The 26,151-nt window shown below is 69.7% G+C and carries 20 protein-coding genes and 2 tRNA genes; 14 read left to right on the top strand and 8 right to left on the bottom strand.

Annotation, left to right across the window (positions count from 1 at the left end; translation table 11 throughout):
* Positions 1-10: 10 nt before the first annotated feature.
* Positions 11-787 (bottom strand): IucA/IucC family C-terminal-domain containing protein, encoded by a 777-nt coding sequence (locus IW249_RS08540; RefSeq protein WP_196920243.1) that lies wholly within the window; start codon positions 785-787, stop codon positions 11-13.
* 327 nt (positions 788-1,114) lie between these two features.
* Between IW249_RS08540 and IW249_RS08535 the strand changes: the two genes are divergently transcribed.
* On the top strand, positions 1,115-2,644 hold the full coding sequence (locus tag IW249_RS08535; protein WP_196920242.1) for a peptide deformylase: 1,530 nt from the start codon (positions 1,115-1,117) through the stop codon (positions 2,642-2,644).
* A gap of 68 nt (positions 2,645-2,712) precedes the next feature.
* Here IW249_RS08535 and IW249_RS08530 read toward each other — a convergent pair whose 3' ends face one another.
* On the bottom strand, positions 2,713-3,828 hold the full coding sequence (locus tag IW249_RS08530; RefSeq protein WP_196920241.1) for a globin domain-containing protein: 1,116 nt from the start codon (positions 3,826-3,828) through the stop codon (positions 2,713-2,715).
* Positions 3,829-3,972: 144 nt separating this feature from the next.
* On the opposite strand from IW249_RS08530, the gene IW249_RS08525 reads away from it, so the two are divergent.
* On the top strand, positions 3,973-4,743 hold the full coding sequence (locus tag IW249_RS08525) for a CPBP family intramembrane glutamic endopeptidase (RefSeq protein ID WP_196920240.1): 771 nt from the start codon (positions 3,973-3,975) through the stop codon (positions 4,741-4,743).
* 266 nt (positions 4,744-5,009) lie between these two features.
* On the opposite strand, the gene IW249_RS08520 is transcribed toward IW249_RS08525, so the two are convergent.
* A complete protein-coding gene (locus tag IW249_RS08520; protein WP_307788548.1) occupies positions 5,010-5,393 on the bottom strand; it encodes a hypothetical protein in 384 nt (127 codons plus the stop codon).
* A gap of 282 nt (positions 5,394-5,675) precedes the next feature.
* Here IW249_RS08520 and IW249_RS08515 point away from each other — a divergent pair, with 282 nt between their 5' ends.
* Positions 5,676-6,023 (top strand): hypothetical protein, encoded by a 348-nt coding sequence (locus tag IW249_RS08515; RefSeq protein ID WP_196920239.1) that lies wholly within the window; start codon positions 5,676-5,678, stop codon positions 6,021-6,023.
* Between the two features lie 199 nt (positions 6,024-6,222).
* Here IW249_RS08515 and IW249_RS08510 read toward each other — a convergent pair whose 3' ends face one another.
* Positions 6,223-7,539: a hypothetical protein gene (locus IW249_RS08510; protein WP_231392454.1), complete on the bottom strand. Its 1,317-nt coding sequence runs from the start codon at positions 7,537-7,539 to the stop codon at positions 6,223-6,225.
* Between the two features lie 146 nt (positions 7,540-7,685).
* Here IW249_RS08510 and IW249_RS08505 point away from each other — a divergent pair.
* From IW249_RS08505 to IW249_RS08490, 4 genes are all read left to right on the top strand, one after another.
* A tRNA-Ser gene (locus tag IW249_RS08505) sits at positions 7,686-7,776 on the top strand.
* A 35-nt stretch (positions 7,777-7,811) separates the two neighbouring features.
* Positions 7,812-7,884: transfer RNA gene (locus IW249_RS08500), tRNA-Arg, on the top strand.
* A gap of 278 nt (positions 7,885-8,162) precedes the next feature.
* On the top strand, positions 8,163-9,095 hold the full coding sequence (locus tag IW249_RS34955) for a GNAT family N-acetyltransferase (protein ID WP_307788547.1): 933 nt from the start codon (positions 8,163-8,165) through the stop codon (positions 9,093-9,095).
* A gap of 192 nt (positions 9,096-9,287) precedes the next feature.
* Positions 9,288-9,569, top strand: coding sequence for an SCO0607 family lipoprotein (locus IW249_RS08490; RefSeq protein WP_196920238.1), 282 nt, complete (start codon positions 9,288-9,290; stop codon positions 9,567-9,569).
* Positions 9,570-9,713: 144 nt separating this feature from the next.
* Here the strand turns inward: IW249_RS08490 and IW249_RS08485 are convergent, their stop codons facing one another.
* Complete coding sequence (locus IW249_RS08485; RefSeq protein WP_196920237.1) at positions 9,714-11,252, bottom strand: hypothetical protein; 1,539 nt, start codon at positions 11,250-11,252, stop codon at positions 9,714-9,716.
* A gap of 462 nt (positions 11,253-11,714) precedes the next feature.
* On the opposite strand from IW249_RS08485, the gene IW249_RS08480 reads away from it, so the two are divergent.
* The 4 genes from IW249_RS08480 (at position 11,715) to IW249_RS08465 (ending at position 18,119) form a co-directional block, all read left to right on the top strand.
* A complete protein-coding gene (locus tag IW249_RS08480) occupies positions 11,715-12,827 on the top strand; it encodes a ricin-type beta-trefoil lectin domain protein (RefSeq protein ID WP_196920236.1) in 1,113 nt (370 codons plus the stop codon).
* Positions 12,828-13,085: 258 nt separating this feature from the next.
* Positions 13,086-14,705 (top strand): serine/threonine protein kinase, encoded by a 1,620-nt coding sequence (locus IW249_RS08475; RefSeq protein WP_196920235.1) that lies wholly within the window; start codon positions 13,086-13,088, stop codon positions 14,703-14,705.
* A 164-nt stretch (positions 14,706-14,869) separates the two neighbouring features.
* Complete coding sequence (locus IW249_RS08470) at positions 14,870-16,189, top strand: acyltransferase family protein (protein ID WP_196920234.1); 1,320 nt, start codon at positions 14,870-14,872, stop codon at positions 16,187-16,189.
* 400 nt (positions 16,190-16,589) lie between these two features.
* On the top strand, positions 16,590-18,119 hold the full coding sequence (locus IW249_RS08465; protein WP_196920233.1) for a non-reducing end alpha-L-arabinofuranosidase family hydrolase: 1,530 nt from the start codon (positions 16,590-16,592) through the stop codon (positions 18,117-18,119).
* A gap of 94 nt (positions 18,120-18,213) precedes the next feature.
* On the opposite strand, the gene IW249_RS08460 is transcribed toward IW249_RS08465, so the two are convergent.
* Together IW249_RS08460 and IW249_RS08455 are read right to left on the bottom strand one after the other, a co-directional pair.
* A complete protein-coding gene (locus tag IW249_RS08460; protein WP_307788807.1) occupies positions 18,214-18,735 on the bottom strand; it encodes a class I SAM-dependent methyltransferase in 522 nt (173 codons plus the stop codon).
* A 188-nt stretch (positions 18,736-18,923) separates the two neighbouring features.
* Positions 18,924-20,411: an MFS transporter gene (locus IW249_RS08455; RefSeq protein ID WP_196920231.1), complete on the bottom strand. Its 1,488-nt coding sequence runs from the start codon at positions 20,409-20,411 to the stop codon at positions 18,924-18,926.
* A 330-nt stretch (positions 20,412-20,741) separates the two neighbouring features.
* Between IW249_RS08455 and IW249_RS08450 the strand changes: the two genes are divergently transcribed.
* The gene (locus tag IW249_RS08450; protein ID WP_307788546.1) at positions 20,742-21,464 is read left to right on the top strand and encodes an SDR family NAD(P)-dependent oxidoreductase; all 723 of its coding nucleotides are present in this window, start codon (positions 20,742-20,744) and stop codon (positions 21,462-21,464) included.
* 75 nt (positions 21,465-21,539) lie between these two features.
* Here IW249_RS08450 and IW249_RS08445 read toward each other — a convergent pair whose 3' ends face one another.
* The gene (locus tag IW249_RS08445) at positions 21,540-24,770 is read right to left on the bottom strand and encodes a S8 family peptidase (RefSeq protein WP_196920229.1); all 3,231 of its coding nucleotides are present in this window, start codon (positions 24,768-24,770) and stop codon (positions 21,540-21,542) included.
* A 181-nt stretch (positions 24,771-24,951) separates the two neighbouring features.
* Between IW249_RS08445 and IW249_RS08440 the strand changes: the two genes are divergently transcribed.
* Together IW249_RS08440 and IW249_RS08435 are read left to right on the top strand one after the other, a co-directional pair.
* A complete protein-coding gene (locus tag IW249_RS08440) occupies positions 24,952-25,452 on the top strand; it encodes a sigma-70 family RNA polymerase sigma factor (protein ID WP_196920228.1) in 501 nt (166 codons plus the stop codon).
* Positions 25,445-26,140, top strand: a complete 696-nt coding sequence (locus tag IW249_RS08435) for an RICIN domain-containing protein (RefSeq protein WP_196920227.1) — start codon at positions 25,445-25,447, stop codon at positions 26,138-26,140. The genes IW249_RS08440 and IW249_RS08435 overlap by 8 nt, the downstream gene beginning before the upstream one ends.
* Positions 26,141-26,151 lie beyond the last annotated feature (11 nt).

The raw sequence follows: 26,151 nt of genomic DNA, 5'->3' as shown, positions 1-26,151 counted from the left end.
GCCCAGCGGCCTAGCGGACGCAGCAGCCCTGGCAGACCTTCGGCCGGGGCAGCGTGAAGGCGAGGCAGCAGGTGCGGCGTTGCACTGTGGGCTCGCCGGTCGGCCCGGGCACCAACTCGATCAGGTCGGTCAGGTCGAGTGCGCCGAGCAGTGTGTCGATGCTCTGCACCGTGGAGCCGGGCAGGCCGTCAGCAGCCCGCAGGATGCCGTGCGCGATGCCGGAGGCGACCGAGCCGAGCAGCGTCCGGGTGCCCACCCGGACCTCGGACTGGATCGCCGTGATGAGCGGTGCCAGGTGGGCGTCGAGCAGCGAGGCGCGCAGTGCGGCCAGCAGCTCGGCCTCGTCGGCGACGACCCGTACCTCCGGCAGGCCGGCGAGCGCCAGCGGATCGTTCGGCAGCACCGCCACCGTGGTGCCCCGGCGCATGCCCATGGTGAGCAGCTGCCGGTGGTCCTCGAAGTGGATCAGCAGGTTGGTCGGATCGAGCAGCGGCACCCGCCGGGCGGAGGCCCAGCCGAGCACGACCGGCAGCGCGGCCCAGTAGCTGTACGACTTCCAGGCCAGCGCCGCGCAGGCGTGCGGGGTGCCGCCCCAGCGGACGGCGGCGCCGTTCAGCAGCTCCGGCAGTCGGCTGCCGTCGATCAGGGTGGTGGCGGGCGCCCAGCCGAGTTCGTCGTCGACCAGCAGGCCCCGGGCGAGGCCGGGGAGGTCGTCGGTGCCGAACATGGCCCGGAGCGCCGCGGTGACGGGGGCGAGCGGTGTGGTGGCGGCCTCCCGCCTCGGCATCACCGCTGTCACCTGAGTCGTCCCCTGTCTGTGTGACCGAGGAGTGCGCCCCGGCGGACGAACCAGTGCCGTCCTGAGCTAAGGCTAGCCTAACCAGACCCCTGGCCGTAAGGGAAGCCTCACCTTGGTCACATCCCAGACGCCCAGGTCACCCCGTATTCGACGGGAGTAGCGCTTCGCGTACTACCCGGAGTCAGTGCTGGGAAACGCGGTCGCACGATCGATGGTCATCGGTGGATTGTCAAGCGGTGTGTCGAAAACATGCCACATGCGTGTGTGCTCAGGCACGGAACGTGAAAACTTATATCCCCGGCCCCGAGGAAGCTGATGACGACCTCACCCCTCGAACGGGCTGCCGACTCCTTCGCGGCCGAACTCGCCCGGCAACGAACCGGGCGCGGGTTGTCCAAGAAGCAACTGGCCGTCCTGATGGGGTTCGACCCGTCCTACGTGAGCCACGTCGAGGGGCGCCGGCACCGCCCGACCGAGGATTTCGCCCGCCGCGCGGAGGCCGTCCTGGAGGCCAGCGGCGCGATCTGGCAGCGCTTCCGGGAGTACGACGACCTACGGCACGCCCGGACGGGTCAGCCGCAGCGCGAGCCGCACCTGCCGGGACAGTGGCTGCCACCCGGCACCGGCCTGGTCGTGGAGCGGGAGCTGGCCACCCTCACCCACGCCGACGACGGCTACCGGTGCGTCATCCACCGTGAGCTGTACAACGCCGGCACCGAGCCGGTCACCCGCTACCTGGCTCGGGTCGCCGTCGACCGTTACCCGAACGACCCCGGCCGCTCCAACCGGCACCACCGGGAGCATCCCCTCACCTTCGCCGAGCTGCAGATCCAGGCCCACCGAGACGACGGCGGTGGCGACCCGGAGCCGATGCACTGGCGAGCCAAGCACGATCGGGACGCGTTCAAGGAGATCTGGCTGCTCTTCGAGAACGGGGAGAGGCGCTTCCCCCTCTACCCGGGCGACCGGGCCACCATCGAGTACGCGTACAGCGTCGGGCAGGAGAAGTGGGGCCCCTGGTTCCAGCGGGCCGTCCGACTGCCCACCCGGCAGCTCGCCGTACGCCTGGACCTGCCGGCGGCCCTCGACCCGCAGGTCTGGGGCGTGGAGACCTCGCTCAGCGCGGAGGAGGGCCCGCTGCGGACGGCGCCGCAGCGTCACGACGAGGGCGACCGGGCGATCTACGACTGGCAGACCGACGACCCACCGTTGAACGCCCGGTACCGGATGCAGTGGCGGTTCCGCGCCCGCCCGGACAACGAACCGGACCTCGGCCCCGGCGGCGCCAGGGTCCGACCCAGCGACCGGATGCGCGGCCTCGGCATCGTGCAACGCGGGGACGACCTGCTCCGTCAGCGGGCCCGCCCGTTCGACCTGCCCGCTGAGGAACACGTCGCCCGGGACGTGGTCGACCGGCTCACCATGGCCCTGGCCCGGCTCGACGAGCTGCACCCGTTCAGCAAGGGGGTGGGTGTCGCCGCGCCGCAGTTCGGCATCGGCCGCGCGGCGGCCGTGGTGCGGCCCCCCGACCGGTCGGCGGAGCCGGTCGTTCTGCTCAACCCCCGGGTGGTCGACGCCGACCTGGAGACCGACGAGCAGTACGAGGGCTGCCTCTCCTTCTTCGACCACCGAGGTCTGGTGCCCCGACCGCTGCGACTGGACGTGGAGCACGCCCAGTGGGACGGCAGCCGGGTCATCACGTCGTTCGAGTTCGGCATGGCCCGGCTGGTCGCACACGAGATCGACCACCTGGAGGGTCGGCTCTACGTCGACCGGATGGCACCCGGCGTGCCGTTGGTGCCGGTGGAGGAGTACCGGGAGTCCGGGCACCCCTGGCGCTACTGAAAAGGAAGGGGCCGGGGCGCGTGCCCCAGGGGGCAGGGGCACGCGCCCCGGCGTGGGGGGAGGAACGTCTAGAGGTCACCGAAGGTGTCGTAGCGGATGTGCGGCGGCGCCACATCGTCCGCGGCGAGCACCCGCAGGGTGGACCGGACCATCCGGGCGGCACCGGAGACGTAGCAGTCGTGCGTGGTCCACGGGCCGTACCGGGCCACCACGTCCGGGATCTCGCCCTGCTCGCCGTCGAAGTCCGGGTCCTCACTGCACGCCGCGGTGACCGACAACCACGGGTGTACGGCCACCAGCTCCTGCAACCCGTCCAGGCCGTACAGGTCGGCCGCCTGCCGGGCGCCGTAGAAGACGTGCACCCACCGGGTCCGGTTGAAGGTGGCCAACTCCTCCACCAGCGCCTTGATCGGCGCGAGCCCGACGCCGCCGGCCACGCAGAGGATGTCCCGTTCCGAGGCGCGGTCCAGTGTCATCGACCCCATCGGCGCCGCCAGACGCAGCAGGTCACCCGGCCGCACCCGACGCACCAGCGCGCCGGAAACCCAGCCGGCCCCCGGAGACCGGACGTGGAACTCCAACACGTTGTCGTCGTTCGGGGCGTTCGCCACCGAGTAGTTGCGCCACACCCGAGGGTGGTAGCGCGGCACCTCCAGGCTCACGTACTGCCCCGCCTGCCAGCGCAGCGGGTGCTGCAACGCCCGGCAGGTCAGCACGGCGGTGTCCGGGCCGTACCGCTCGTGGGTCAGCACCTCTGCATGCCAGAACGGCGGGTCGTCGTCGGAGGCGGCGCCGGCCACCATCAGGGCGGCGATCGCCGCGTACGCCTCCCGCCACGCCTGGTCGTACTCCAGGTTCCAGCCGTCGCCGGCGGTGCTACGCAGCGCGTCCAGCAGTGCGACGCCCATCGTGGCGTAGTGCCGCTCGTCGACGTGGTACTTGCGGTGGTCGCGGCCGAGCGCCCGAAGGAACTCGTCGAAGCTCTCCGGATCGTCGACAGTGTGGATCGCCGTGATGATCGCTTCGAGCAGGCGGTCGCCCTGGCCGGTCATCTGCACCGGGAAGAGTTGCCGCAGGGCGGGGTCGAGCAGGAACAGGCGAGCGTAGAAGTGGCCGCTCAACCGGACCCGGTCATCCTCGACCAGGGTCCAGCTCTCCTTCAGCAACCGCGCGAGGTTGTCCACTGACGCTCCTTCTCCAGACGGCAACGGATCGGGCGCCCATAGAATCTCCACGGAGAGTGTCGACTGGTCGCACAGAATGTGCGATCGGCTCATGCTGGCCGGTCGGCCATGTCCCGGGTGCCGCCCGTCGGGCAGAGTGGTGCGGTGACCGTTGAGCTGACCCGCCCGGTGTCCCGCCGAATGCTCGGCACCGAGACGCTGCTGGTCCTCGGCCTCTCCCTCGGCCAGTCCGCGATCTACGCGGTGGTGTCGATCATCGCGAAGTTGACAGCCGACGGTCCGCTCTCCAAGCAGACCGCCTCGCTGAACACCTCGGCGTCGGCCCGCCCCTGGCTGGACCTCACGTACCAACTGCTCGGCATCGGTTTCGCGTTGCTGCCGGTGCTGCTCGCCGTACACCTGCTCAGCCGTGACCCCGGCGACCCGGCGCGGACCCTCGGCCTGGACGCCCGGCGGCCCGGTCAGGACGTCGCGCGCGGGGCCGGCCTGGCGGCGCTGATCGGCCTACCCGGGCTGGCGCTGTTCTGGGTGGCGGCCCACCTGGGCCTCAATGCCACGCTGGTGCCGGCCGCGCTGCCGGACGTCTGGTGGGCGGTCCCGGTGCTGATCCTCGCCGCCGTGCAGAACGCCGTGCTGGAGGAGGTGATCGTGGTCGGATACCTGGTCACCCGGCTGCGCCAACTCCAGTGGCGGCTCGCCGCGATCATCGCGGCCAGTGCGCTGCTGCGCGGCTCGTACCACCTCTACCAGGGCTTCGGCGCGTTCGTCGGCAACGCGATCATGGGCGTCGTGTTCAGCCTCTTCTACCTGCGCACCCGGCGGGTGATGCCGCTTGTCATCGCGCACACCCTGCTCGACGTGTTCGCCTTCGTCGGCTACGCGCTGCTGCCCAGGGAGTGGTTCGACTGGCTCTGACCGGTCAACGCCGGGCGGCGGCGGATTCCAGGCCGACGTACAGCTCGAACCAGTGCCGGCTCCACTGCATCGCCTCGGCTGCGCCGTCCAGCGTCATCCGCGCCTCGGTGCGCATCTCGCGCAGCGCCCGCCCGAGTAAGGGGTGAGAGGCTCTCGACGACCCGTACCCGATTGGGCTCGCCGCCCGCTTTCCGGTGGTCGTCCCGGTACGAAGACCACTGGGTAAGCGGGAGCACCGAATCCGGGAAGGCAGAAAACGGCGGGATTCAGCAGGCGTGCGTCCGCCAACTCACCTTCGTCACGGTCATGGGAACGTAGAAGAATCCGTCACCAGGAGGAGCGCAGTCCGTGCCGGTGAGAGTCATTCCCTGGGTGGTGAACGACCAGCTAATCTCGGCGTTCCGGTTCGTGTAGTTGTAGTAGTTGAAACCCGTGATGTTGCCGTTCCACTCCGTGGTGGTCACCAGGGACGGAGTCGCCGTAGGAACCCCGTTCGGGTGATCCCAGTGGGGCCAGACGCAGAATGTGCCCGGCTGGCAGTTCCCGGGCGGGTAGACGCCGGCCCCCGACTGGGGTGCCGCCGAGGCAGGAGGGGCAACAGCCAGCACACCTGCGATGACCCCGGCGATGGCGAAGGGTTTCAACAGCACGGCTACCTACTTCCATTGATAAACATGAATTGACTCAAGCTATCGTGGGAAAGTTGCACCGTCAAGGACCTGCGGCCGCCGGTCGATCCGGCCACCTCCGAACGCCCCCGCGACTCGGGTGGCAGGCGGCCAGCTCGTAGCCAGCTCTGCGTTCGGGCCGCTCAGCGACAGTGATCAGCGGCGGGTTGCTTGACACGGGGAACATAATCGATGCAAGTAAATCTATCCCTGGCTGAACGAGCTCCGGTCCCGTCCCTGAACACCGTTAGGAAGGGGAAGCTCATGCGCAGATTTACCAGCCGAATCGCTGCGGCTCTCGCCGCCGCCTTGATCACCACACTGGCCGTGACGATACCGGCGTCGCCCGCAGCCGCTGTCGAGACGCTCAAGGTTCCCGACACCGGCCTCGTCTTCTACCAGGCCTACACGCAGATCATCGTAGGCAGGCAGGCCACGCCCGACGGTATCTGCCGCCCGGTCCCGGCCGAGGCGATCTGGGCGATCGGTTGGAACGGCTTCGGTTCCGTCTCTGGCTACCGGACCTCCGATTGCACCGGCGCTGCGTCCGAGCTCAACAACTTCCACAGCTGGCCGTACGAGGGCTACTACCTCTCCTACCGGGCCGGTTGACCAGCGTTCCCGGTGGTCGATCGCGGACGGCCACCGGGAAAGCACCGATTCCAACACGTGGGCAGGAGGCCCTGTCGTTCCCCGCGAGCAGGGTGCCCCCGGACCGAGGTGATCAGCGACGCCCGTGATCGAGGGCTGCACTACGTGGAGAAGCTGATTCGGGACGCGGACAGTGAGTCCGGTGATGGTGGCCGCCGATTCAAGCGGGCCGCCGGTCGGGTCGGTAGACGGCCATCGTTCGGGCCGCGAGCCGGTCCGCCGCCGCCGCGTCACCCAACGCCGCCGCGAGCACCGCCGCACCCGGCAGCAACCGGGCCACCAGCCGCAACGCCACCCAACCGCCGGCCTGCGCCGTGAGTGGCGCGGCCAACCGCCAGGCCGCCTCCGCCGCGCGCGGCCACGCCCCCTCGACCGGGTCACCCGCCGACTCGGCGGCGGTCAGGGCCGCCGCCGCGCTCGCCCGATCCGGGTGCACCTGGGTCAGCACCAGCAGGTCGACGGCCCGGTCGGGATGCGTCGGATCCTTGCCGTACGCGGCGGCCAGGTGCAGCACCAGCGCCGAGTGCGTCCACAGCACCGCCGCCAACTCGGCCACCGGCGCGAAGAAACCGGCCAGCGCGGCGGTCGCCCCGCCCGCACCCGCCGAGCGGACGAACCGCCGGGTCGCCAACCGGGCCAGGCCGTCCGCCGAGGCATCCGGATACCGGGTGCGCAACCCCAGGGCCCATCCGGCCGCGCCGGGCCCAAGCGACCGCACCGCCGCCAGTGCCAACAGCTCCGGCGCGAAGCCCGGGTGGTCGAGCACCTGCGCGGCGACCGCGCGCAGCTCCGATTCCGGGGTACGCCCCAGAGCAGGCTCAAGCTGCCGCGCGGCGGGTTCTGCCGGAGTCAGCTGCTGCTCAACGGGTGTCGTCTGCTGCGCGGCGGGTGTCGTCTGCTGCCTGGCTACGGTTTCGGGGGCGGGTTCTGCCGGCGTGGTGCTCTTTCGTGGGGTGGCCGCGCGCTTGGTGGTCTTTGCCGCTTTGGCCGGGGTTGCCGGTGTGGTGGTACTCGCCTCTCCGGTGGTGCTCGCGGCTTTGGTGGAGTTCAGGACGCGCTTGCGGGGTGCCGGCGTGGTCGGGGTCACCTCGGCGGGCGCGTCGGCTGCCTTCCGAGGGGCAGCCTTGCGAACGGGGGCGGTCCGGGCCTTCGGCGGTGTCGATGCGACCCCTGTGGCGGGGCCCGGTTGGTCGCCGTTCGGCTCCTCGGGCTGCTCGGTGGTCAGCTCAGCCGGTGTGGGCCGGGGCTGTCGAGGCAGAGGGCGGTCCGGCTCCGGTGGTTGGAAGAGCACCGCCGGGGCAACCTTGGCCCGTCGGCTCGCCGGAGCGGCTGCCGGCGGCGCCGCCGCCTCAGGCTCCACCACCTCGGCGGGCTCCTCGGCCACGATCGGCGGCCGGAAGGTGGCCCGCGGGGAGCGCCGGCGCGCTCGTTCAGCAGGCTCTCGACGGGTCGACTCGCTGGGCGGCTGCTCCTGCATATCGATGGAGCGTAGTCCCGATCACGCCGACGCACAGCGTTGAAACACGGGGGCGGGCCGACCCTGGTGGGCGTACCCCGGAAGTCGTTTTGCTCCCGGTGGGTGGCGACCTGTATCCTCGGGCGCGGTGGTCTGAGGATCACCAGGGAGACTTCGCCTAGTCTGGTCTATGGCGCCGCACTGCTAATGCGGTTGGGGTCTTAAAGCCCCTCCCGGGTTCGAATCCCGGAGTCTCCGCGCGAAAGCCGGGTGTGTACACTGGCTGAGCACAAGCGCCCGTAGCTCAATGGATAGAGCATCTGACTACGGATCAGAAGGTTAGGGGTTCGAGTCCCTTCGGGCGCACATAGCATGGGGAAGCCCTCGACCAGCCGAAACGGCAGGGTTGGGGGCTTTTTCGTGTCCGCCATAATCAGCCTTCGAGCGGACGTGGGAGCCAAGCTGGGAGCCACCGGGTTCCTCACTGCCCGAATAGCGCACGGGACATGGCCGCCGCCCGACGAGGAGATCCGCTTGAGTCCGCAGGGACTTGAGCCGCAGGCACTGGAGTCTTGCTGTAGCCGAGCGAGAGGAGTCCCTCGGCCCGCGCGAATCATGGTGCTGAGCTTCGCTAGCCTCGGCACGTGATCTCCTACCGCGCTGCCGCCCCCGCGGACCTCGACCGCGTGACCCCGTGGATCGTGACCGAGCCCGTTGGGTGGATCCCCGCCGACCGTTACCTGGCCGAACTGGCCGAGGACATGTACCGGCCGGAATGGACGTGGATCGCCGAGCAGGACGGCCAGGTCGTGGGACGGGCATTGTGGTGGGGGCCGAAGGGCAGCCCGCATCCGGTCGCGCTCGACTGCCTCGACGTGGATCCAGCCGTGGGCGACCGTGCCGCCGTCGCCGCCGAGCTGATCAGGGCCGCGCTGGCCGGGTTCCCGGAGCCGGTGCAGTACATGATCGAGGTCACCGGTGGCTGGCGTGACGATCCGGCCACCTCGGCGGCCGTGGAGTGGCGGCGGGCGGCGGCGCATGCGGCGGGCCTCATCCGCGAGGTGGAGCGGCTGCAGTTCGAGTGGGCACCCGCCGACGGGGTGCCCCCCGCAGCCGGCAGGCTGCGGTTCACCGAGGCCTCCGACGAGGAGTTCCTCGCGGTGTTCAGGAGAATCGCCCAGGGCAGCCTGGACGCCCAGACCCGTGCGAACCTGGCCGCCAAGGGCGTGGACGCGACCGCGCGCGAAGAGATGGAGTTCTATCTCAGGGCGCCGGGCAAGCGGGAGTGGTGGCGAATCGCCTACACGCACGAGGGCGAGGTGGCGGGCATGGCGATTCCCTCCGCGACCCCGTACAACGTGAACGTCGGCTATCTCGGGGTGGTGCCGGAGTTCCGCGGGCGCGGCTACGTGGACGAGGTGCTCGCCGAGATCACCCGCCTTCACGCGACCAACGGGGAATCGCGCATCACCGCCACCACCGACATGGGCAACGCGCCTATGGCGGCCGCTTTCGGTCGCGCCGGATACCGCAACACGGGGATCCGGATCAACCTTTCCAACGACGTCCAGCCCTAGACGAGAAAAGGCGGGTGCCGACTTTGCAACGCACGAGCTCGGACCGCCTCGCCGAAGCTATGGATCAGATGGTCTGACTGTTTGAGGACGCCCACTGGTCGTGCTGTACCCGGCGATGAGTTGTGACGCGCGGCGCGAGATGAGTACGCGTGCGGATGGCAGACGCGGCCGCGGCGACCAGAATTTCTCCCCATGCGAACGCGAATCATGATCGCCCTGGCCGCGGCCGGCATGGGTGGGCTGATGGCCACCACCGGCTGCTCGTTCCGGGAGAACATCTGCGCTGGCGGTGAGTATCCGGCGATCGCGGTGGGCGGGCAGGGCGGCAGCGCCTGCTTCCCGGACGGGCAGGAGCCGACCCCGCCGTACGTCCGCTACCCGGAGGGTAAGGTTCCGCAGCACGTCGACGACGAGTGGGACGTCTACTGGCGCAGCCACGGCATCGACGAGAACAACAACATCATCGAGACCTGAGCCGCCCAACCCGGAGAACCGTCGCCCGGTGGACGGCATCCGGTCCCGCCGCAGGTCCGATCTTCGTGACCGAACCTGTGCGGGACCGGATGCGTTACCTGCTCTGTTACCTCTTGCTACCCGAGCGCCGGGGCGGTCGGACGATCAGCCGAAGCAGTTGGGCACCGGCGGTGAGCTGGGTGTGCAGTTGGTGGGCCGGTTGCCGCTGATGACGGTCTTCTGGTCCACGGTGACCTGGCCGCCGTCGTTGAAGATTCCGCCGGGTGCCAGTGTGGAGATGTTGTCGGTGACCTTGCTTTCGGTGAGGTTGAGTGTGGCGTTGTTGTAGATCCCGCCGCCCTGCGAGCTTGAGCCGATGGCCCGGTTCCGGTCGACGTGGCTGCGCCGCAGTACGACGGTGCCGCTGCCGTTGTAGATGCCACCGCCGTGTTCGATGGTGCTGTTCGTGCTCGCGACGTTCTCGCTGATCCAGCTGTCTTCGGCCACGAACTCGCCGATCTGGTTGTAGACGCCGCCGCCGCGTTGGCCGGCCTCGTTGTGGTGGACCTTGCCGTGGTAGAGGTGGAAGACGCCGTCGGCGAAGATTCCGCCGCCCTCGCTGCCGGCCCGGTTGTCGTTGACCTCGACGTTCCTGGCCTCGGTGGTGGAGTTGATGCCGCCGCTGATGCCGCCGCCACGGAAGCCCGCGGTGTTGTTGTCCAGGTGGACGTTCTCGAGCACGGCGACCTGGCTGTTCGACAACCCGCCGCCGGTGCCGCCGATGGGCAGGATGTTGACGACCCCGATCGTGTTGTTGTAGCTCAGCCGGGTGTTCTGCACGGTGAGGTTGCCGTTGTTGTGAATGCCTCCGCCACTGAACACGGCGCTGTTGTTGCTGATGTTGCTGCCGCCGTCGTCCTTTTTCTTGTCCTTGCCGTGGTCGGTCCCGCCGAGGATCTTCGTGACGCCGAAGTTGGCGATCCCGCCACCCGGGCCGTTCGTGTGGTTGTAGACCACGTTGGTGTTCTCGATGACGGACCTGCCGCCGATGTCGATCCGGATGCCACCGCCGCCGGCGCCGAGCCCACCCTCGGCCAGGCCGCCCTTGATGGTGGCGTCGCGCAGCGTCAGGTCGCCGCCGGCGCCGACCTCCAGGATCCGGAACGGCGTGGCGTTGGCCGCGCGGACGATGGTGGACCCGTTTCCGTCGATCACGACCTGCTGGGTGATGATCGGCAGGCCGACCGCACCGAAGGGCACCGGTGGCTGGGGTGCGGACCTGGTGAGCGTGTAGGTGCACTTCTCGGCGAGCCGCAGCTTCGCCCCGGAGCCGGCGTTCGCGCGGACGATCGCCGCGATCAGCTCGTCGGCGTTGCAGGGCACCGACCGGAAGTCGTCGCCCTTGTCGTCCCGACGGTCGTCGTCCTTTTTGTGGTCCTTGCCGTCGCGGCCGCCCGGGTCCTGGCCTCCGTGGTCGTCGCCGCTGTCCCGGCTGCCGTCGGCGAGGACCTGCGTTCCGGCGTTGGAGGGGTTGCCGCTCTTCCCGGCCGCTCCGCTGACTCCCGCCGAGGTGAAGGCGGCCAGGCCGACCACTCCGGTTAAGCCGGCCACCCCGGCGACCAGCCAGCGCGCCCGCCGCCTCTTCGACGGTCGGGCCTGACCTGCCGCTACTTCGCTCATGTTCGGGTGTAGATAGTTGGACATCGAGCTACCTGGCCCTTCTCCGCGCGCCATGTCTCCGCACGTCACAGTCGGTGCAGAAGGCGACAAATCGGTTGTCGCCACCAAGGCGAAGGTAGTCGAGCGATCCTCACATCAAACGGTCTTATGCGAAAAAGACCTACATTCGGCGTACGTGTCACTCGGGCCCCTGAGACACCGCCCTGCCCTTCCGCCCCACCCGCTCGGCCCGCCGGGTACGGGAGGGCGGGGCGAATGAAGGCGGCAAGCGGCACTGACGACGAGGGGCAGCCGGCGACGCTGGTTCGGCGCACGGAGACCAGTTGCTGGCGCTTGACGCGGGCCAGATCAGCGACAAGAATTTACATAGATCGCTGTTAGCGTTAACAATCCGTCCCAGTGCTGCGACGGCATCGTCATGCCGATGTGGCAGCGGCCGCGACGGCCTGACTCCTCGGTCAGCACTAAACCGCAGGGGAGAAATCTATGCGAACGAGGGCAAGATGGCTCGCGGCGACCGCCGCACTCGGTGTTGTCCTCGCCGGGGTGCTGACCTCGACGGGCCCGGCCAACGCGGAATCCAACGGCGGGGTGCGGGTGATGCCTCTCGGCGACTCCATCACCGAGGGCACCCAGGTGCCGGGCGGGTACCGCATCGGGCTCTGGCAGCGCCTCGTCAACGGTCGATACACAGTGGACTTCGTCGGGTCGCAGTTCAACGGGCCAGCCAGCCTGGGTGACCACGACCATCAGGGACATCCCGGCTGGCGCATCGACCAGATCGACGCGAACATCGTCGGCTGGCTGAACACCCAACGGCCGCAGACCGTCCTGCTGCACATCGGTACCAACGACATCCTGCAGAACTACAACGTGAGCACCGCGCCGAACCGGCTCTCCACGCTGATCGACCGGATCACCACCACAGCTCCCACCGCGGAGGTGTTCGTCGCGCAGATCATCCCGCTCTCCAACAGCAACCAGGAGGCCGCCGCACGAACCTTCAACGCGGCGATCCCCGGCATCGTGCAGAGCAAGGTGAACGCCGGCAAGCGGGTGCGCCTGGTCGACATGCACAGCGCCCTCAGCACCGCCGACCTGATCGACGGCGTCCACCCCACGTCCGGCGGCTACGACAAGATGGCCGCCCGCTGGTACAGCGCGTTGCAGTCGGTGCCCGGCAGCATCGGCAACCCGGGCAGCGGCACCGGGCAGACCACAGCAATCGTTGGTGCCTTGTCCGGCCGCTGCGTCGACGTCCCCGGCTCCTCCACCACCAACGGCACCCAGGTGCAGTTGTGGGACTGTCACGGCCGCACCAACCAGCAGTGGACCTACACGAGCAGCAGGACGCTGACCGTGTACGGCAACAAGTGCCTCGACGCCGCCGGCTACGGCACCTCCCCGGGCACCCAGGTCACCATCTACGACTGCCATGGCGGAACGAACCAGCAGTGGAACGTCAACGCCAACGGCACCATCACCGGGGTGCAGTCCGGGCTCTGTCTGGACCCCTACAACGTGGGCACCGGCAACGGGACGAAGCTCGTCCTCTGGACCTGCACGGGCCAGACCAACCAGCAGTGGAGCCGCCGATAGCTCGTACGGTCGCGGCGGGTGGTCGGACCGCAGGTGATCCGACCACCCTTCCTGGTCGGCGCATCCGACCGCCCGTCGGCGCCTCCGCCACAGGTGAAGGGTCGTTCAAATCGGGCGCGACTTTGGGCCGACCGGTGGACGGCATCGACGGGATTCGGTGGGCGGGCGATAGGCTGCGGCCGGCGTCCGACTGACCGAAGGGGAACGGGTGATAGGCGGAACGGTTCGCGCTGTGGTCGCGGTCTGCGGGCCTCTGGCGTGAGCACGGGATTACGTCCCGGTGACCCGGCACGCCTCGGTGGGTACGAGGTGCTCGACCGGCTCGGCGACGGGGGCATGGGCAGTGTCTTCCTGGCCCGCTCGCCGCAGGGACGGCTGGTGGCGATCAAGGTCGTCCGTGCGGAACTCTCGCACGACGAGGAGTTCCGGGGTCGGTTCCGTAGTGAGGTGAACCGCGCCCGCCAGGTTCCACCGTTCTGCACGGCCGAGGTCCTGGACGCCGACCCGGACCATGAGCCGCCGTACCTGGTGGTGGAGTACGTCGAGGGTCCCAGCCTGGCCGAGGTGGTCCGGAGACAGGGGCCGCTGGGGGCGGCGCAGCTGCACAGCATCGCGGTCGGGGTGGCCACCGCGCTCACCGCCATCCACGGTGCCGGGGTGATCCACCGCGACCTGAAGCCGGCGAACGTCCTTGTCGCACCGGGTGGGATCAAGGTCATCGACTTCGGCATCGCCCGCGCGTTCGAGGCGACGAGCCAGCACACCCGGACCAACCAGATGGTCGGGACCGTGTCGTTCATGGCTCCGGAGCGGTTCGACACGACCTCCGGCCGTCCGGTGGGCCCGGCCGCGGACATCTTCGCCTGGGGTGCCCTGGTCGCCCAGGCCGCGACCGGCCGCAACCCGTTCGGGGGCGACTCCGTTACCGCGACCGCGATGCGGATCCTCACTCAACCGCCGGACCTGACCGGGCTCGGTGGACCGTTGCGGGAGTTGGTCTCCCGGGCCTTGGAGAAGGACCCCGCCGTCCGGCCCACCGCCCGGGAGTTGCTCGACGGATTGTTGACCGCGGCGCAACCGGGCGCTGCTGGCGGCCCGGCCCAAGGTGTGAGCGGGACGCCGTCGGTGCCTGGGTCGCCCGCTGCCGGTGGTGATGATCAGGGCGCGCGCTCGATGCCACCGGGTCCGGCCACGGCCGGTCGCGCGGGTTCACCCCGGCGTCGCTGGCTCACCGCGCTGGGGGCGACTGCCGCGGTGATCGCGGTGCTGGTGCCCGCTTTCCTGTTCGGGCCGCAACTGCTGCGTGATGAGTCCAAGCCGGATCCGGCGGGCTCGCCGGCGAACGGCAGCCCGGCAACGAGCGGGCCGACGGCCAGCGCGTCTTCGTCCGCATCGGGTAAGCCGGCCGCGTCACCGTCGGCCAGCGTGGACCCCACCCGGGCCATGCTGGCCGGTCAACGGCGAATCCTGCTGCACCTGGTGGAGATCGACCGTGACCTGTCGCTGCCGTCTCACGGTGAGCTTGAGGTCGGCAACGGGACCGGCAAGGATGCGCTCTTCGTGCTCGAACCGGTCGGGGTCGACTACATGATCAAATCGGTGAACCCGGAGATCGCCCACCGACCGTGCCTCGGGGTCAAGCTCGATTCAGAGGGGTACAAGTCGCTGGTGGGAGCCGACTGCCGGCCGACCAAGGCAACCGTGTTCGCGATATCCCGTGAGGGCCAGGACGACAAAGGGCGTACCTCCTACGCCATCACCAACGACGAGTACGGCCCGGTGCAGTGGAGCCCGACCAAGAGGGAGATCTACGTCGAGTTTCTCGGCGACGCCCCGCTCGACACCACGTTCAGCCTGGTCGATCGCGGAGCGGTCTGACTCGGACGTACCGCGCCGCCACGGGCGACGTAGTGCCCCGAGGGACCGTTGGCGGGTTGTTATGCGTTTCGTCCGTCGATCAGCGTCTGGGCGGTGAAGGGCCGCATACAGTACGGGCACGGCGGTGCCGGATGGCAGCTGAAGCTCGGATGACAGGGGCAGGTATGGGCGAGGCACCGCTGGCGCAGCCGCTGGCGGCCCGGTTCGGTCGCGGGCTGCCGACGCTGGCCGATCGGTTCGACCCTCGCGCCAACAGCATCGGGCTGCTGCGGATGGCCCTGGCGTTCGCGGTGCTCGTCGCGCACTGCTGGCCTCTCGCGCTGGGGCGGTCGATGCTCGGCAGCAGCGAGACCATGCGGCAGGCCGATGTCGGCAAGCTCGCGGTGTACGGCTTCTTCGTGCTCTCCGGCTTCCTCATCACCAGCAGTGCGCTGCGCTTCAGTGCGCCGCGGTATCTCTGGCACCGCGCGCTGCGCATCCTGCCTGCCCTGTGGGTGTGCCTGCTGGTGACCGCGCTGGTGGTGGCCCCGGCGATCGCCTACTACGAGCGGGGCACCCTGGACGGCTTCTGGGGCCACCCGCAGGGTCCGTTGCAGTACCTGAGGGCGAACTGGCTGTTCGCCATGGACCAGTGGACGATCTCCGGCATTCTGCGTGACGTGCCCTACGGGCGGGGCATCGAGAGTGGCGGTCCGGTGAACGGCTCGCTGTGGACGCTGCGGTACGAGGTGCTCTGTTACTTCATGCTCGCCGCGCTGGCGGCGACGGCGGTACTGGCCCGGGCACGCGGTGCCATGGTGTTGCTGCTGCTCGGGGTGTACGGGGTCATCATCGAGGACTTCGTCCGGGGTGACGGGCTCGCCGTCCTACCGGCCAAGCACGGGGTCCTGGGTCCGTACCCGGTTGTCGGAACCTTCGAGAAGCACCTCGTCATCTACCTGACCTTCGCGTTCCTGCTCGGTGCGGTCGCCAAGCTGTACGCGCACCGGGTGCCGATGACCGGCTGGCTGGCGGCGCTCGCCGCCGTCGGGGTCGCGGTGACCGCGCGGGTCGGCGGCTTCTACGTCGTCGGGGTGCCGCTGCTGGCGTTCCTGCTGCTGTACCTGGCGGTCGGGCTGCCCCGGTGGCTGCACTCGATCGGTCGTAAGCGGGACTACTCGTACGGCGTCTATATCTACGCGTTCCCGGTTCAGCAGGTCGTCGCCCTGCTCATCGGCGTGCGGTACGGCTTCGTCACGTACCTGGCGGTGTCGTCGGCCGGCACTCTGGTCCTCGCGGCGCTCTCCTGGCACCTGGTCGAGCGCCCCGCGATGTCGCTGAAGGACGTGGTGGTGCCGCTGCCCCTGTGGCGGGGCGATGGTTCTCCGGCCGGCGGGGACCTCGGCCCCGAGCGAGCGACGAGGGCTGGCGTGTCCGCTACCGACGCGCCCGCTCCACCGGCCGTCGCCGCACCGGCGCTCCAGCCGGTCGAGGTTCAGGGCTGAGATCGCCGGCACCGCCGGCAATGGGCAAACGTCGATGTTAACGCGCTCGCGAGGCCTCCTCAAGGGCTCGGCCGGAGTGCGCGCCGGGCATCTGGGGTGATGCCTGCGGGAAGTCGGTGGAAGACGTCCCGCCTCAAGATCTGCGCTCGGACAGCGGCTGATGTTCCCAGCACATTACGTCTTGACGAACGGCATGTTATCGCTCACAGTCGATGCCTAAGGACGACGACACCTCGGCTTTCCGGGCAAGCCCTGCTTCGTCGATCTCGAATCAGGCGTGCGCCACGGCTCGCCGGCGTCTTGTTAACGCTAACTATCTGACGCCTGCGCGCTCGGCCACGCGTCGCGGTACGCCCACCCTCGGGCAGGCCGTTCGGCTCTTGGTCACTGGAGGAGGATCATGTCTGCCCTCGATAGGTCTCCATCGATCGCAACGCCGTCGCGGCGGCGTTGGTGGTTGCCCCGCCTTCTCGCCGCCAGCGCGGCGGCGCTGATGGTCGGCGGCGCCGCCGTAGCAGTGGTGTCGTCACCCGCCGCCGCGGCGACTGTCGACACGAGCGCGTGGTACGTGTTGGTCAACCGCAACAGCGGCAAGGCCCTGGACGTCTACAACCTGGCCACGAATGACGGGGCCCGGATCACCCAGTGGGCCCGCAACAACGGCAACCAGCAGCAGTGGCAGTTCGTCGACTCCGGTGGTGGTTACTACCGGGTGAAGTCGCGGCTGTCCAACAAGGTGCTGGACGTCTCGGGCTTCTCGACCGCCAACGGCGGCAGCATCGTGCAGTGGAGCGACAACAACAGCACCAACCAGCAGTTCCGGCTGGCCGACTCGGACAGCGGCTACGTCCGGCTTATCAACCGGAACAGCAACAAGGTGATGGAGGTGCAGGGCGCCTCGACCGCCGACGGTGGCAACATCGTGCAGTACGACGACTGGAACGGCACCAACCAGCAGTGGCAGTTCGTCCGCGTCGATGGAACCACGCCGCCGACGACGACTCCGCCGCCGGGCGGCACGTGTGACCTTCCCTCGACGTACCGGTGGTCCTCCACCGGGGTGTTGGCGAACCCGAGGTCGGGGTGGGTGTCGCTGAAGGACTTCACCGTCGCCCCGTACAACGGCCAGCAACTGGTCTATGCCACCACGCACGACTTCGGGTCTAGCTGGGGTTCGATGAACTTCGGCCTCTTCTCGAACTACTCGCAGATGGGCTCGGCCAGCCAGAACGCGATGAACTCCGGAACTGTCGCGCCGTCGTTGTTCTACTTCGCGCCGAGAAACATCTGGGTGCTCGCCTACCAGTGGGGTGGGCCGGCGTTCTCCTACCGGACCTCGTCCGACCCGACCAACCCGAACGGTTGGTCGTCGCCGCAGACGCTGTTCAGCGGAAGCATCACCGGTTCCGGTACCGGCCCGATCGACCAGGCGGTCATTGGCGACGGTACGAACATGTACCTGTTCTTCGCCGGTGACAACGGCAAGATCTACCGGGCGAGCATGCCGATCGGGAACTTCCCGGGCAGCTTCGGCTCCAACTACACGACCATCATGAGCGACACCACCAACAACCTCTTCGAGGCCGTTCAGGTCTACAAACTTCAGGGTCTGAACAAGTACCTCATGATCGTCGAGGCGATCGGCTCGACGGGCCGCTACTTCCGTTCGTTCACGGCGACCAGCCTGAACGGTTCGTGGACGCCGCAGGCCGCTTCCCAGAGCAACCCGTTCGCGGGCAAGATCAACAGCGGCGCGACCTGGACCAACGACATCAGCCACGGTGAGCTGCTGCGCACCAACGCCGACCAGACCATGACCGTCGACGCCTGCAACCTGCAACTGCTCTACCAGGGGCGTTCCCCCAGCTCCGACGGTGTCGACTACGGCCTCCTGCCGTACCGGCCGGGTCTGCTGACCCTTCAGCGCTGACCCAATCTGATCAAGCTCGACTGACCCGGAACGGGCGGGCTCGGCGTCACGCCGAGCCCGCCCGGCTCAGGTCAACGCTGCGATCAGCCCAGGCTCACCGGATCGGCGTGCCGATGACGCAGGTCAGCACCTGGCCCTGACCGCGGGTGGCGCTCGATGTGGTCGTGGCGAAACCGTGGGTTTCGAGCAGCACCTCGGTCGCGGCGAGGTTCGCGGTGGCGTGTGCTTCGGTGGGCCGCTCGCCGAAGACGTAGAGCCGTCCTCCCGGCGCAAGCAGGCTGCGTATCCGAGCGATCTGCTGCGCCGCGTCGCCCAACCAGAAGAGGCTGACGTTCACCGCGAAGATCTTGGTGAAGTGATCAGTCGGAAGGTCGGCCGACTCGAACCCTGCTCGCCGGATCTCGGCTCGGCCGGCGTCGATGTGGCTCAGGTTCCGTTGGGTCGCGAGCCGCACCATCGTCGCGGCACGGTCGATCGCGACGATCCGACCGTTCGTGAGGTGTTCGGCGACCAGGGAGACGGCAGATCCCCGACCGCAGCCGATCTCCAGCACCTGGTCGTCGGGTGTGACAGCCATGGTCTGCACCGCCCAACGCTGCCGGTGGGCGGCCGTCACCCGAATCGGTTCGGTCGTCGCGGGCGTCGTGCCAGCGTCGGACGAACCCGGATCGCGGGCCGAAAGAGTGGACCTCACGACGTCACCCGCCGGTGCCTTCTCTGCTCACACCCCTGATTCCACCCTCTCGGCGGAGTCGGTGCACCGTGTCCTCGGTCACGGCGCCGGATCGACAGGCGCGACAGTGATCAGTGGACGGGCACCGGGGTGACGTCCCCGAGGGCGTCCGCCGGGGCCGGGACGTGCTTCGGAGCACCGGCGTTCACCATGACCGCGGAGACGAGGGCCGCCGCGACCACGAATCCGACGGCAACCCAGTACGCGACCGAGTAGCCGTGCATCAGCGCCTCGTTCCGCTCCTGGGCTCGCGCCGCCGGCCCGCCGTGCGAGACCAGGTAGGTGGCGGCCGAACTGGTCGCGATGGTGTTGAGCAGCGCGGTGCCGATCGACCCGCCGACCTGCTGCGACGAGCTGATCATGGCGGAGGCGACACCGGCGTCCTTGGGCTCGACGCCGTGGGTGGAGATGCTCATCGCGGGCATGAAGGCGGTGCCGATGCCGAGCCCGATCACCGCTTCGGCGAATGCGATCTCCAGGAAGCCGCTGTCCGCGTCGAGCAGAGCCAGCAGCACCAGACCGACAGCGGTGACGAGGTACCCGCCGACCATGATCGGCCGGGGTGCGATCCGGTGCGCGAGTCGGGCGCCGATCTGCGTGGCACCGATGGCCTGCGGCACCGCCATCGGCATGAACGCCAGACCGGCCAGCACCGGCGACCATCCCTTCACCTGCTGGAAGTAGTAACTGAGCAGGAGGAACATCCCGAACATGCTGACGATCGCAAGGCCAACCGAGAGGTACGCGGCGGCCCGGTTGCGTTCGGTCAGGACGCGCAGCGGCAGCAGCGGGGACGTGACCCGCGCCTGAACCACGACGAAGGTCGCCAGCAACAGCACCCCGGCGGTGAACGACCCGATGGTCACCCCCGCCGACCATCCGTGGCTCTCGGCGACACCGAACCCGTAGACGAGGCCGACGAGCCCGGAGCTGGCCAGCAGCACGCCGGGCAGGTCGAGCCGGGCGCGGTGCCGCTCGCCGTCGTCGTGGACGGTGCGACTGGCGCCCAGGATCCCGACGACCGCGATCGGCACGAGAACGAACATCGCGAAGCGCCAGTTCAGGTACTGGGTGAGCAGCCCTCCCACGATCAGGCCGACAGCGCCGCCGGCGATCGAGACCGCGCTGAACACGCCGAACGCCTTCGCGCGTTCCCTCGGCTGCGTGAAGGACAGGGAGAGCAACGAGAGCGCGGCAGGCGCGAGCAGGGCCGCGAACACGCCCTGGAGTGCCCGGGCGAGCAGCAGCATCGCGGCGTTGACGGCCAGGCCGCCGATGGCCGAGGCGATCGCGAAGCCGGCCAGCGCGATCAGGAAGGTGCGCTTGCGCCCGACCATGTCGCCGATTCGGCCGCCGACCAGCAGCAGGCCGCCGAAGGCCAGACCGTACGCGGTAACCACCCACTGCCGGCTCCCGTCCGTGAAGTGCAGCGCCTGTTGCGCCGAGGGGAGCGCGATGTTCATGACCGCCCCGTCGAGCACCACCATCAGTTGAGCGATGGAGATGAACAACAGGGCCTTCCACCGCTGAGAACCCGGGGCGGCGCGACCTGTGGGCATGACTGTTCCTTAAGAGTGATTTGCGCGGATTCGTTCAACGCGGCCAACGCTATCGACGTTATGGAACGACCACCACAGAATGTGCCAGTGGTTACAGCGGCCTGAGCGCCGTTCGGTCGGGTCCAATGAGTGGTTTAGCGACGAAAGTCGGCACCTTGAGTCGCGGCGGGCACTGGGCCGCCGCCACGTTGTGAGTGGCGTTACTTTGTCGATCGTTCCAGAAAAGGTTAGCGTTCCGTCTCATGAAGCCCCGCGGGTCCCGTGGCGGCTCACCAGTCGAAGTGGATGGGAGACGAGATGTCTGGGCGGTTCGAATCAAAGGTGCTGGTCGTGACCGGCGGTACGCAGGGCATGGGTCTGGCGTTCGCCCAGCGGGCCGCCGCCGAAGGGGCCCGCGTCGTCATCGGCGCCCGGGACAAGGACCGGGGCGAGGAGGTCGCCGCGCAGATCAGGAGCGCGGGCGGTAGCGCCCTCTTCGTGCCCACCGACGTGACTGTCGAGGAGGACATGGCGCGTCTCGTCGACGCGGCGGTGACGGAGTACGGGCGGCTGGACGGCGCGTTCAACAACGCCGGCGGTGGCCCGATGGCCAGCGTGCGCGAGACCGACAGCGACAACTGGCACCGGTCGCTCGCCCTCAACCTGACGAGCGTCTTCTACGGCCTGAAGTACGAACTCCCGGCGATCATCGCCTCCGGCGGTGGCGCGATCGTCAACAACGCCTCCGTCTCCGGTGTGAAGGGTGACGGGACCCAGGCCGCCTACAACGCGGCGAAGCACGGCGTCATCGGGCTCACCCGCTCGGCGGCCCTCGACGTGGCGCGCTCCGGTGTGCGGGTCAACGCCCTGGTCACCGGTCTGATCGACACCCCGCTCTGGCAGGGCGTGGTCAGCCAGGCCCCGGAGATCGCGGAGCGCTACCTGTCGGCGCAGCCGACCGGACGAGCGGGCACCTCCGAAGAGGTCGCCGCGCTCACCGCGTTCCTGCTCAGCGACGAGGCCACCTTCATCAGCGGCGCGTCCATCGCCATCGACGGCGCCCTCACCGCCTGAGGCACTGAGGCACTGAGGCACTGCGGTCCGGTCCGGGGCGGCGGCTCGAGCGGCCGCCCCGGACCGGGCGATGCGTCAGGCGATCCGATAGGCCCGCTGGATCGTCTGGGTGACCGTGTTGCCGGCGGTGTCGGTGGCGGTCAGTCGCAGCGAGACGAATCCGGCCCGTCGTGGGTGACTGATCAGGGCGACGTTCCGGATCACCGGCAACGCGACCCACGTCTGGCCGCCGTCGAACGACGCGGACACGCCGAGCGTGCGGTTGGGCGCGGCCTTCGAGCCGGCCTGGCGGTCCAGCGCCACCGGAATCGTCGTGATCCGGCCGGCCCGTGCGGTGTTGGTGTCGTCGAGCAGTGGCGTCGGGCGAGCCGTGGTCAGGGGCAACCGCTCCGGCGATGTGGTGTGCGCCGAGGTGAAGGTCCAGGCCACCGAGACCGACGTCGACAGGGTGTCCGGTGCGCCTCGGGTGGCGGTCGCCTCCAGACGGTAGGTGGCCTTCCCGGCGGGCACCGCGAACTCGGCCCACGGGCTGTCCGAGGTGCCGATCTCCTTACCGTCGCGCAGCAGCCGGAACCGCACCGGCTGGTCGTCGCGGCTCGCGGGGCGACCGGCAGCGTCGCCGAGCAGGGGCACCGACGCGATCGAGATGGTGTCGCCGTCGCGGCCCGCGTACCCCAGGGGTGACAGGGTCGGCGCCTGGGCCACGGTGGGCCCGAAGGGTGCCGCGTTCCAGGTCTGGGTGTACGTCCGCCCCGACCTGAAGGTGGAATCCTGCGTGGTGAGGTTGTCCCCCTCGACGAACGTGGACGTCCAGACGATGCCGCCGTCGGTGTTGTAGTACTCGGTGCCCTTGAACGGCAGGTCGATCGGCGTGTTCGACCCGATCGGGCCCGCGCCTCCGGGGGCCGACGCGCGGTGGAACCGGGTGGCCGTCGTCGTCGCGGACTGGCTGCGGTAGGTCGTCCTGACAGTGGCGAGGTTCTTCGGTGACAGCTTCCTGGTCAGGCCGGTGAACATGTCGCCTTTGGCGACGTACGCCAGGTCGTAGGTGTAGGGGCTGTTCCGGAAGGTGCGGTCCTTGCCCGGTCGGGCGAGCCCCACGCCCAGCGTCGCGGTGAACTCGGGCGCCGCGACGGCGGGCCCGAGCCGGCCGAAGAAGACGTCAGCGACTGACACTCCGCTGAGCTGGACGCCCGGGTAGCGCAGGCCGTCGTCCCAGTTGGCGCTCACGTTGATCGAGATCGGTGCGGCGTCGCGCTGCGGCACTGTCAACGCGACCGGCTTGGCGGTGCGGGCGTCGACCGCCTCGGTGACCGGGCCGCGTACGTCCAGGACCGGCTGTGCGAGCAGGGTCGACACGGAAGCCTCGTGGATGGTGCTGTACAACGCGTACCGACCCTTGGGCAGCCGCAGGATCCCGCCGCCCGGTGTCGTGGCGAGGGTGCTGAACTCGCCGGTGGTCAGGTTCGCCGCCACTGTCGTGTACTCGGTGGCCGGCTTGCCGTCGCGTCCGATGTGGTCGAGCCGTACGTCGTAGCTCTCGATCTCACGGTTCAGCACGAAGGGCGTCCGTACCCGCAGGTCGCCGGCGCCGGTCGCGGTCAGCGCCCCCTGGTAGACGCCGTCCGGGGCGTGCACCCTGGTGTCTACGGTGATCGTCGCCTCGGCGCGGCCACCGGCCGGCACCACCAGCGTGGCCGGGCTGACGGTGAGCATGCCGGCGGGGGCCGGAGCGATCGCCAGCGTCACTGTGACCGGCGCGGTGCCTGTGTTGCGGTAGCCGACGACCTGGGTGATCGGGCTGTCGTCGGCGTGCGGCCAGCGCTGCACCGGAAAGTCGATGGCGGCGACGTCGGCGGCGACCGGTTGGGCGACCGCGCGGGCGATGTCCACCCGGCCGGCGCCCTGCTCGTAGATGGTGTCCTCGCCGGTCGGCTTTGCCGAGTCCATCAGGGCGGCCTTGAGCTGCGGGCCGGTCCAGTCCGGGTGCTGACCGGCGAGGATCGCGGCGGTGCCGGCCACGTGCGGGGTCGCCATCGACGTACCCGACATGGTGGCGTAGTCACCGCCGGGGGCGGCGGCCACGATGTCGACACCCGGCGCGCTGATCTCGGGCTTGATGTGGTTGTCGCCGACGCGCGGACCTCGGCTGGAGAAGTAGGCCCGCTGGTCGTCGGCGTCGACGGCGGCGACGGCGAGGGCGTCGTCGGCGGAGGCCGGCGAGGAGACCGACTTCGGCTTCCCCTCGTTGCCGGCCGCGACCACGAAGAGGGTGCCGTACTGGTGGCTCAGCTCCTGGACCGCTGTCTCCAGCGGGTCGAGGCCGGGCGCGTCGTCGCCGCCCACGCTCAGGTTGACCACCCGGGCCTGCGGCGCGAGCCACTGCATGCCGGTGATGATGTCCGAGTCCTGGCATTCGGTGGTGGCGCAGACCTTGCCGACGAGCAGCTTCGCCCCCGGTGCCACCCCGCGATACCTGCCACCGGAGGCGGCGCCGCTGCCGACGATCGTCGACGCCACGTGGGTGCCGTGACCGACCGCGTCGCTCGGGTCGTTGCCGCCGGTGAAGTCCCGGACCTCGGTGAGGTGGCCGGCGAAGTCGGGGTGGCTGGCGTCGATCCCGGTGTCCAGCACGCCGACGGTGATGCCGGTGCCGTCGAAACCGGCCTGCCACGCCGCCGGGGCACCGATCTGCGGCACGCTGCGATCGAGGGAGACCGTGCGCTTGCCGTCCAGCCAGATGTGGGTGACCCCCGCGGCGAGGGTGCGCGCGGACGACGTACCCCTGGTGAGCGACGCCCAGAGCGTCACCCGGTCGTCCCGGTCCGCCCGGACCGCGAGCGCGTGCGCGGCCGGGAGGTCGGCCCGCACCCGCCCGGCACCCCCGGTGGTAGCGGTCCGCGCCCGCGCCGCCATGTTCTCGGGGTACGCGACCAGCAGCGGCAACTCGGCGGCCCGGTCGTCGTAGCCGAACTCGCCGAGCGTGGTGAGGTCGAACAGGCGCCGATCGAGTCGCCCGTCCCGCACCAGCGGCACCGCGTCCACCGGGATGACGTACTGGTGACCGTCCTCCCGGCTGCTCACGAACCGCATGGCGGCCCGATCCGGCCCGCGCTGGATCTGCGGGCGGCCCGCCGCGTCCAGCGACACCCGGTCCCCGGTGATCAGGGTGAAGGTTCCGTGGGTGCCGGGAGCCGCAGCCGCCGGTCTCTCCTGCGCGTTCGCCGGTTGGGCGGTCAGGCCCGCCGCTACCAGCGCGGTCGCGAGTACGCCGGCTGTCAGGGCGCGTCGTTGCCGTCGTCGCACATCGTCCTCTCCGCCACGGGCGTCTCCCGGGTCGGCACGATGACGCCTGGCCAGGTCGTCAGGTTGATCACTGCGGTGTGACGGAGGCCACAACCGCGCCCCGCGCCGACGTGACCGGTCCACCCATGCGAGTTCCATGCGGCGGTGACCAGGGGACGAGGCAGGGGAGGGCACCGGTCGGATGCGTGACGCCGAAGAGTTCGACGCTCTCTACGCGGCCTGCGCGGGTCGGGTCGTGGGTCACGTGTACGCGCTCACCGGCAACCGCGCCGAGGCGGAGGACGCCGTCGCCGAGGCGTTCATGCGGGCCTGGCAGCGGTGGGCGACGGTGCGGGAGACGGACAGTCCGGAGGCGTGGGTCCGCCGGGTGGCCTCCCGGATCGCGGTGAGCAGCTGGCGCAAGGCGTTCAACCGCGTACGCGCGCACCGCCGGGCCGCGGTCGACCAGGGCGTGCCCGGGCTGAACGAGGACCACGTCGCGCTGTTGCAGGCGCTGCAACGGCTGAGCGCCAACGAGCGGCGGGCCGTCGTTCTGCACCATCTCAACGATCTCAGCGTCGCGGAGGTGGCAGCCGAGATGCAGGCGCCCGTCGGAACGGTGAAGACGTACCTCGCCCGAGGTCGCAGAGCGATGGCCGGGTTGCTGACCGATGCGCACCAGGAGGAGAGCTCCCATGGCTGATCCGCGCGACGATCTCACCGCGATCGTGGACGAGGTCCGGCGAGTCGCCACGCTGCCGGGGGCACAGACGTTGCGGCACCGCAGTGACAGGCGTCGGCGGCGTCGGGCGGCCGTCGGCGCCACGGGGTTGGCCGTGCTGGCCATCGCCGCTGGCACCACCGTCTTGCAAGCGCGGAACGACGTCGAGACGCCGGGTGTCGGCCCGGCCACCCAGGTCGCGCCGTCCGTGACCCCGTCCGCGACCGCCTCGGCGGGACCGCAGGAGATCCTCGCCGGCCGGCGGCAGGTCCAGATCGTGCTGCCCGGCATGCGCGGAGCGACGTTGGCCATCGACAGCGACGGCGACCAGGTGCGGGCCACCACCGAACAGGGCATCGACGATCGGGCGCTGTGGGTGCTGCGCCCCGAGGGCGACAGGTACCGGATCCTCCGGGCGTCCGGTGCCGACACGATCTGCATGACAGTCGTGCACGACGCCGCGCCGGGCAGCGTACGCGGCCGGCCGTGTGACCCGGCCGCCTCGACGCAGCTCTTCCGGATCGATCAGGTTCCCGACGGCAGCTACTCGATCTTCCAGGGCAAGCGCTACGTCCAGGTGGTGGACGGCACCAACGCCCTGGTCCCCGACCTGCCCGAGGGCCTGACCACCACGTACGAGTTCGAGGACAAAGGGCCGGCCCCGCGCTGAGCGCGAGGGCC

The organism is Micromonospora vinacea, assembly GCF_015751785.1.
Lineage (GTDB): Bacteria > Actinomycetota > Actinomycetes > Mycobacteriales > Micromonosporaceae > Micromonospora > Micromonospora vinacea.
Note: the sequence above shows the minus strand (reverse complement) of the source record. Positions and strands in the feature narration are given on the sequence as shown.

Excerpts from the sequence above, each read along its gene's own strand:
- IW249_RS08540 (WP_196920243.1), bottom strand. The coding sequence starts at position 787 with ATGCCGAGGCGGGAGGCCGCCACCACACCGCTCGCCCCCGTCACCGCG.
- IW249_RS08535 (WP_196920242.1), top strand. The coding sequence starts at position 1,115 with ATGACGACCTCACCCCTCGAACGGGCTGCCGACTCCTTCGCGGCCGAA.
- IW249_RS08515 (WP_196920239.1), top strand. The coding sequence starts at position 5,676 with ATGCGCAGATTTACCAGCCGAATCGCTGCGGCTCTCGCCGCCGCCTTG.
- IW249_RS08510 (WP_231392454.1), bottom strand. The coding sequence starts at position 7,539 with ATGCAGGAGCAGCCGCCCAGCGAGTCGACCCGTCGAGAGCCTGCTGAA.
- IW249_RS08490 (WP_196920238.1), top strand. The coding sequence starts at position 9,288 with ATGCGAACGCGAATCATGATCGCCCTGGCCGCGGCCGGCATGGGTGGG.
- IW249_RS08485 (WP_196920237.1), bottom strand. The coding sequence starts at position 11,252 with ATGTCCAACTATCTACACCCGAACATGAGCGAAGTAGCGGCAGGTCAG.
- IW249_RS08480 (WP_196920236.1), top strand. The coding sequence starts at position 11,715 with ATGCGAACGAGGGCAAGATGGCTCGCGGCGACCGCCGCACTCGGTGTT.
- IW249_RS08470 (WP_196920234.1), top strand. The coding sequence starts at position 14,870 with ATGGGCGAGGCACCGCTGGCGCAGCCGCTGGCGGCCCGGTTCGGTCGC.
- IW249_RS08465 (WP_196920233.1), top strand. The coding sequence starts at position 16,590 with ATGTCTGCCCTCGATAGGTCTCCATCGATCGCAACGCCGTCGCGGCGG.
- IW249_RS08455 (WP_196920231.1), bottom strand. The coding sequence starts at position 20,411 with ATGCCCACAGGTCGCGCCGCCCCGGGTTCTCAGCGGTGGAAGGCCCTG.
- IW249_RS08440 (WP_196920228.1), top strand. The coding sequence starts at position 24,952 with ATGCGTGACGCCGAAGAGTTCGACGCTCTCTACGCGGCCTGCGCGGGT.
- IW249_RS08435 (WP_196920227.1), top strand. The coding sequence starts at position 25,445 with ATGGCTGATCCGCGCGACGATCTCACCGCGATCGTGGACGAGGTCCGG.